Origin of the sequence: Pseudomonas fuscovaginae SE-1 (assembly GCF_000364705.1) — a bacterium.
Lineage (GTDB): Bacteria > Pseudomonadota > Gammaproteobacteria > Pseudomonadales > Pseudomonadaceae > Aquipseudomonas > Aquipseudomonas fuscovaginae_A.
In genome coordinates, this window is record NZ_AQOH01000311.1 from 40,349 (window position 1) to 47,740 (window position 7,392).

The window sequence follows — 7,392 nt, forward strand, 5'->3', positions numbered from 1 at the left end:
GCTGCCATTTCGAACAAAGGGCAAATCTTACTCAGCAGACAGCCAGCTAGACGACCTCAGCTTTATAATCACCTTGGAAGTTCCGGCCAAGTTATATCGACTGGAAATTTTTCTTGCTGATCTACACGATTCAGTGCAACACGATACTGCTTCCATGACTTGAGCTGCGAAACCTCAACAGAGGTCGCCTCATCAAGATCCACAGCATCCTGCAAGGGGCCCATACGATTAGCGGCAGTAGCCAGAAGGCTATCTCTCTTTGCATTGATCTGTTCGATCAGCTCCTCTCGAGTGGGAGGTAGCGGAACTGGATCAGGAGGATTTTCCTTCGTATACCACTCATTTGGAGAAATATCTTCCGGGCCATCCACAGAGCGCCAACCTTGACCATCATTTCTTACTGCAAAGCCACTCATAAGTTATCCTCCCAACCCAAACACTGCAAAACACCACTTCCACCACTGGAACCAAAACGAATAGAACTTCCTTCGATCAGAATCAACCCATTCGCCGTAGGAACAGGTGAGGAAGGGTTATAACCACCAACAAACGGAGCAGCATTCAGTGCCCCTGTACTCAAATAACTCTGAACCTGCGCAGTGTATGCACTACTTGGCGCAAAAGAGATGTAGCTACCCGTAGAGCCTGCCGCCAATGCAATCTTGCTAGCGGTAGGCGGTACAAAAGCGGAAATAGAAACATCCGCTGCCGGACTAACAGTGCCAGAGGCCATAACTGGAAGATTTGGGACATTAGAGCCGGCAGCAATTTTGTACTGAACGCTATTACCAGCCTGAACAAATGAGAGTAGGAACTTATTCGCCGTTGAGTCTGTTCTTGTCCACGTGACACGTGCCTTGTGCGTAAAGCCTGCAGGGAGCACAGGATTATTAGCGCTCAAAGACAACAAGCCGGCAACGCCTGAGCCTCCCCAGATAACCCAGACGCTATACCAGGTTGAAGCGGTCACCCCCCCTGTATCAAGCCCGTTCGCTCCCATAGCAGTAGCATTGATGCTGACATTGACTCCATTCAGAACCCTAGACGAGACGTCGTTCCCCAACACCAGTTGATCCGCAGCGACATTGACCACAGAGCCCAACCCATTGGCTGATGCTGTAAGCCCCCTGAATGTCCCAGCAACGGCGATTTTCTGCACCGTGCGAACATCGGCTGCCAACGCCGCAACATCGATGCTCCCCTGATTGACCGGGGAATTCCAGGCCTTTATGCACCACATTACCGACAAGTTGCGTGGACGAGTTTCAGCCCCACCAGTAAAAGCGGTTTCCGTGATGTAAATATTTCCGCTGCTGGCAATACCGCCAACTGGCCCTGCTCCAGTTTCTGTTACGACATCCGCATTCAACGAGTGCTTGTGGCTTTTGAAATCATCCAACTGATAACTACCAATCGTCCGACCTCCATCCACTCCACGCCCGTGATCCCACCCCCGCAGGAACTCCCCGCGCGACTCCGGCAAGCGGAAGTAACCCGCAGGCTCATCGCCCTTGTTGAACGTGGTCCCCAGATACGCTGCCAGGTCCGGATAAGCCGCGCTGCTCTGCAAGCTGCCATCGACCTCCAGATAACCTGGAGGTACCGTGCCTTTCGGAAAGGACAACATGGAACCCACAGGCACCGAAGCTTTCAGCTTCTGCACTTCGTCGACCAGGGCTCCAACATCGATCTGACCTTGGTTAACTGGCGCGTTCCAGGCCTTGATGCACCACATTACAGCCAAGTTACGCGGACGTGTCTCTGCCCCACCCTGAGGTTGGATGTAGGTCGAGCCGTCATCCATTTGATTTCCAGAGTTGTAAAGAGTAGTGAAGCCACCACCTGCCGCCGCTTGATTAGTTTTTAACCCATGCGTGTGCGATTTGAACTGATCGACCTGGAACGTGCCAATACCGCGACCAGCATCCACCCCCCGCCCATGATCCCACCCACGCAGAAACTCCCCGCGCGACTCCGGCAACCGGAAATTCCCCGCTCCTTCATCCCCCTTGTTGAACGTCGTCCCCAGATACGCCGCCAGGTCCGGATACGTCGCAACGCTCTGCACACTGCCATCGACCTCGAGGAATCCATTCGGCACCACGCCCTTGGGAAACGCCATCATCGCCCCGACCGGCAAGGCGGTGGCGTTCTTGAACAGCGCCTCGACCTCCGCCTTGGTGTAAGCATCGGTAATCCCGTACGCCGCCAATGTCGTGCGAATCTGCTCCGGCGGCAGCGAGCTCTGGATGATGGTCCGGATGGCCCTCAGCAACTGGTCGTGCTCCGCCTCGGCAGGCTCCAGCCCACCGGCCTGGACCACGTTGAGCAGTTCCTCGGTCACCGCATTCCCCCACACCGCCGGAATCAGCGAGCCGGGCGAACCATTGACCGGGTTCTCGTCGACAAACCTGCCATTGACCAACCCAACGCTAGGCGTGCTTTTTGGATAATCCACGTATCCGTCCTCTTCAGTCGTAATTGATGTGCACCAGCGTGTGCGCCGGCGCTGTGCGGTGAATCAGGCATTCCAGGGCGCTGCCCGGGTTGGCGCCGAAGCGCTCGCCCCAGTAGCTGGCGCCGAAACGACGGCCCAGGAGCAGGCGGCCGCCGGTGTTGAGCGTCCACATGAACTGCGCGCTCCAGGTGCCGAAACGCGCCCGGCCGAAGCGGGCGCGGCCCATGCGCGGGGTCTGCTGCTCTGTGATGGTGGCGTTGGGGTAGCCCTGGCTGCGGGCGATATCCAGGAAGTAGCCGATGCTCTGGTCGCCCACCGCCAGCAGGCGCCGACGCACCGCCAGGCGGCGGTCGTCGAACAGCGGCTTGGGGCCCAGGCACGGGTCGGGCAGGTTCATCACCCGCTCCCAGTCCGGCACCAGTTCGCTGACGGTCACCGGGTCCACTTCGTTGAGCAGGTCCACCGCCCGGGCATCGACCCGAGCCAGTTCCTGGGCGATGCCCAGCAGCACCTGCTGGATCTCCGGGACCTGCTCCGGGTCCCAGGCGGGACCGGCCGGCAGCAGGCTGCGCAACTGCTCCTGGTATTGCGCGGCAGTTCTTACTCCAGCCATACGCAGCCTCCGAAGGTCAGCAACTGGTTGGTGGCTGCTGGCACATCGGCGGACGGCGACACCAGCAGGTGATCGTTCTCGCCCGTGGCGCTGCTGATGGATTCGGCGATATGGGTCAGCAACAGGGTTTCCCCGAGGCCGCCTTCACGGTTGTGCAGGTCGCGCAACTGCGCCTCCACCGCAGCGCGGGTCGCCGTGGTGTCCGGCACCAGGCGCAGGGTGTAGGTCACCGGCACCTGCACCGGAGCCAGCACGTACAGGTCGGCGGTCACCGGCCGCAGCGGCTCGATGTAGGCCTGGACCAGCGCCAGTTGCGTGGCATCGGGAATCGGTACCGGATCGTCGTCACGCATGACGAACAAGCCGACGGTGCCCGGCCCGAGATAGCTGCCGCGGCACCAGGCCCGGGTAATCCCCGGACACTCCAGCGCCCAGGTTTCGTAGTCGGCCGCCGAGCCGCCATGGGGCGTGACGCGATAGGAACGGATGACCCGCGAGCGCAGCGACTCGAGGCTTTCCGCCGCCACCCCACCGCTCAGCCCCGGGGCGAGCACCGTGAAAGTGTTGCCGATGCCCTGCACCGGCTGGACCGGGAACAGGGTCAGGCCAGCGTCGCCATTACCCAGGCTGCCGGCCTCCAGCGCCTGGATCTGCGCGGTATTGCTACCGGCACTGGTGGTGCCTCCCTGGGTCACCTTGTAGCTGCGGCCATCGTTGCTCTGCAGCAGGGTGTCGACGTCCAGCACCGCACCGGCGGCAGCGGTAAAACTCACGCTGCCAGTGGCCGCCTGGGCGGCCTTGCGCGGTTGGTGCAGACGAAGCGCGGCAATGCGCTCCAGGGTGGATTCATCGGCGGTGTCGGGCAGGATCTGCTCGGCAATCCAGTCGAGGTATCCATACAGGCCGAAGGCCGCGCCGCTGAGGGTGCGGGCCAGGACCTGGGCATCGGACTGGCGCAGCGCATCGCTGGCCAGGTCGCTTTGGGTGCGGTTGATCAGCACCGGCAGCGAAGGGGTTTCAAACGGCATAAGTCACCTGCCAACTGTGGTTCGGGTTGATATCCAGGCGCTCGCCGTTGGCCAGGGTCAGAACCGTACGCAGGTTCAGCCGCTGGGCGTCGAGCCGTTCGGTTTGAATCTCGATGGCGCTGCAATGGCCGTCGTCGATCAGCCATTGCAGGGCTTCACGGGCGTAGAACTCGGCATCGAGCTGGGTCTGCGCGGTCAGCTTGACCCGGCGCAACAGCCACAGCCGCGAGCCGATACGATCGTTGGCGACCATGGGAAAACTGTCGCCCCACCAGCCGTAGCGCTCATCGTCGTCGATCGGGTCATCGCTGTTGGCGCGACGCCAGGTGAACAGGCTGATCAGCACCGAGCGGGTCAGCGCCGCCTTGAGGTTGTTGGAAACGAACATCAGGCACCTCCCGCCGGCGCGCCGGTCTGGCCACCGCCTGGCTGGATGCCGCCATGCACGTGCTGCATCTGGCTGATGCCGCCGGCAACCTGGTCGCCCTGGGAGACGATCCTGCCGGTCTGGGTCAGGGTCGGGCTGTCGAGGTGGATGGCGGTGCTGGCGCGGATGTTCAGGGTGCCGGTCTCGATGTCGATGATCCGGCCACGCTTGAAGTGGATACGGTCACCCTCGTCGGTATAGAGGGCGATTTCGCCGGGGGCGAGGTTCTGCAGGCGGTAGCGGCGGTCGGCGATCACCAGCACGATGCCGTGGGAACGGTCACCACCGAGAAAGGTGGCGACACCTTCGGCGCCGGCCAGCGGGTTGCTGGTGAAACCGTAGGGTTCGAAGTGCTCCATGTCGTCGTTCACTTCGCCGGCGGTCAGGCGCATTTGCAGCGATTGCAGTTTGTTGGCCGAGTTGGCGAGCACGACGGTGCCGCGCGCCAGCAGGCGGGTCAGTAGGCTCATGAGGGGTTCCTTGGGCGAGCGATGTGTCAGAAGGGGCCCTTTCGCGGATAAATCCGGCTCCCACAGGATTTGGCAGTGATCACGGACTTCTGTACGCCGCATGCGTGTGGGAGCAGGATTTATCCGCGAAGAGGCCGCCGCGAAGAGGGTGGTTACCTGGCCTTGCTTTTGGCCTTCGTCGGCGTTGCCTCGAAAACCTCGGGCGGCGCCACTTCCAGGGTAGTGATCGAACCCTGCGCCGACAGCGAGTAGGTGATCTTGGAGATCAGCATGTCCTGGTCGACGTCCAGCACCGGATCCTTCACCCGCACCAGCAGGTTGTGCCGCCACAGGTCGCCGTTGGACTGCCGCCAGCCCTGCACGGTGTAGGTGGTGGCCAGGGCCTTGCCGGCGCGGGTCGACCGTTCCCAGTCGGCCCGTTGCTGGGCCAGCTCGGGCGTGAGCTGGACACTTTCGCTGATCACCGTGACCCGCTTGCGCTGCGGGTTGGCCTCGCTGGACACGCCGCTGACTTCGCTCACCGCGCTGCCGCTCTTCTGGTCGCTGCCCTTGTGCTGGCCGATCACCCGGTATTCGGAGAACACCGCGCTGTAGTCCCTCGCAGTACTGGCCGAGAGAATGTTCTTGCCCAGCTCCAGCACATCGCTGGCGCGCCCGGCACTGCCGGGCCTGGCCAGCACCAGGTTGCCGCTCGCATCATCGGTGGAGAACACCCGGTAGAGCGTCAGCAGACGGTCGATGGATTTGAACACCGTCTCTCCCGGCACAATGCTGTGGGTCTGCAGCTTGGTGGTAGCCGGGATCTCGCTGCGCACGTTGACCTGGTAGGGTTTGGCGAGCGCCTCGACGATCGTCAGCAGGCCCTGCTGGCGCCACTGGCTCGGCTGGTTGATGGCCGCGCAGTCGACCAGGTCGCGGGTCAGCGAACTGCCCTCGATGGTCAGGCTGATCTGCTTGCCGTCATAGCTGATGGGCGCCTTGTAGACATGCCCGGTGAGCACCAGGTCGCAGCCGATCAGCACCTGGCAGCGGGCACCGGCCTTGATCGGCACGGCCAGGGTCTGCCCCGGCCATTGCCAGGTGATGCCCAGCTTGAAGGTGCGGAACTGGCGTTCGAGATCGGCGCTGATTTCGATGGCCTTCCAGCCTTCGTAGCTCAGGCCGTCGACCAGCAGGACGACGGCGTTGTCGATGTCGTTCATGGCCTATTCCCGGGATATCTGCAAGGGCGCTGGCGGGATGAAACCGGGGTGCGAAATCCGGTTGCGCTGCACCACCTCGCCGACCCGCGTGGCATCGCCGAAGTTCTTGTAGGCCACCACCAGCGCCGGCAGATTGCTCTTGGGCAGCAGGTCGACCAGCCGCACGCCGTTGGAGGCCACGGCGTTGAGGTGTTGCACCAGTGCCTGGCGCACGGTATTGAGCGCCTGGTAATGCACCGAATCGGCCTTGAGCGCGGCCTGCCAGATCGCCTCATTGAGGCTGTCACGCAGCGCCAGCACGTCGTCGACCACCGGCACATCGGCACGTTGCACCGGCTGCTGGGCCTGTTGCGCCAGCGACGGAGTGACGGCCAGTTTCACCGCCTGGGTCGCCGCCGGGATCACCGACACCAACTGGGCGATCTGCACCAGCAAGGCATCCTGGATCAGGTTCACCGTGGCCTGCGAGGCCGCGGCGGTGTCCTTGCCGATCGCCAATTGCGAGGCGTCCAGGGACTTGGCGTCCTCGACCTGCTTCGACAGGTCGGCGAGCATCCCGTGATAACCCTGGACAGCGAAGTCCTTCAACCCACGCACTTCGCCGACCAGGCCACGGACCTCGCCGACCAGGCCGTTGAACTCGGCCTTGACCTCGCTGAGCACGCCCTTGACCGCCGCACTCACCTGGTGAGGGAACTCCTTCACCGTGCGCACCAGGGCATAGACATTCGCATAGGTCTCGATCAGCGGCTGCAACTGCTGTTCGATCAGCTGGTACGCCTGGGTGATGCCCTTGCGCAGGTTGTCCAGGCCGATCCGTGCCTGGTTGACCAGCTTCATCGCCTCGTCGAAGCGGCCCACCGATGAGGTGAGCAGCTTGCTCGACGCCACCTGCAGTTGCTCCTGGGTATTGACGACCGGCTTGGGGAACTGCAGCGGCTGGTCCGGATAGAACTTCAGGTTGAAGGTCACCAACCCGCCATCCTGGCGGGTCTGGGTCATGTCGCATTCGCCGACCTTGACCTGCATCCGCCCCAGCCACGGGTGGACCAGCTCGCCACTGCCCTCCTCCAGCGCCTTGAGCAGGTTGTCACGCTGCTCCAGGCAGTCCGCACCGACGATGAAAGCCGTCAGGTCATGGATTTTCGCCTGCTGGCCGAGCCGCTCGAAAAACGGCTGGTCGCGCTGGGGGGA

The 7,392-nt window shown here is 62.4% G+C and carries 8 protein-coding genes; all 8 read right to left on the bottom strand.

Annotated elements, in window-relative coordinates; all coding sequences use genetic code 11:
- Positions 1–68: 68 nt before the first annotated feature.
- Positions 69–416, bottom strand: a complete 348-nt coding sequence (locus tag K675_RS32535) for a tail fiber assembly protein (protein ID WP_080635397.1) — start codon at positions 414–416, stop codon at positions 69–71.
- Positions 413–2,458, bottom strand: a complete 2,046-nt coding sequence (locus K675_RS32540; protein ID WP_017906157.1) for a phage tail protein — start codon at positions 2,456–2,458, stop codon at positions 413–415. The genes K675_RS32535 and K675_RS32540 overlap by 4 nt, the downstream gene beginning before the upstream one ends.
- A gap of 13 nt (positions 2,459–2,471) precedes the next feature.
- Positions 2,472–3,071 (bottom strand): YmfQ family protein, encoded by a 600-nt coding sequence (locus K675_RS0124775; RefSeq protein ID WP_026145516.1) that lies wholly within the window; start codon positions 3,069–3,071, stop codon positions 2,472–2,474.
- On the bottom strand, positions 3,059–4,099 hold the full coding sequence (locus tag K675_RS0124780; RefSeq protein WP_017906159.1) for a baseplate J/gp47 family protein: 1,041 nt from the start codon (positions 4,097–4,099) through the stop codon (positions 3,059–3,061). Before K675_RS0124780 ends, K675_RS0124775 begins: the two co-directional genes overlap by 13 nt.
- Complete coding sequence (locus tag K675_RS0124785) at positions 4,089–4,487, bottom strand: phage GP46 family protein (RefSeq protein ID WP_017906160.1); 399 nt, start codon at positions 4,485–4,487, stop codon at positions 4,089–4,091. The genes K675_RS0124780 and K675_RS0124785 overlap by 11 nt, the downstream gene beginning before the upstream one ends.
- On the bottom strand, positions 4,487–4,996 hold the full coding sequence (locus K675_RS0124790) for a phage baseplate assembly protein V (protein WP_017906161.1): 510 nt from the start codon (positions 4,994–4,996) through the stop codon (positions 4,487–4,489). The genes K675_RS0124785 and K675_RS0124790 overlap by 1 nt, the downstream gene beginning before the upstream one ends.
- A gap of 152 nt (positions 4,997–5,148) precedes the next feature.
- On the bottom strand, positions 5,149–6,198 hold the full coding sequence (locus tag K675_RS0124795; protein ID WP_017906162.1) for a phage baseplate assembly protein: 1,050 nt from the start codon (positions 6,196–6,198) through the stop codon (positions 5,149–5,151).
- Between the two features lie 3 nt (positions 6,199–6,201).
- Positions 6,202–7,392, bottom strand: a 1,191-nt coding sequence (locus K675_RS0124800; protein ID WP_017906163.1) for a DNA circularization protein, incomplete at its 5' end; no start/stop codon positions are given.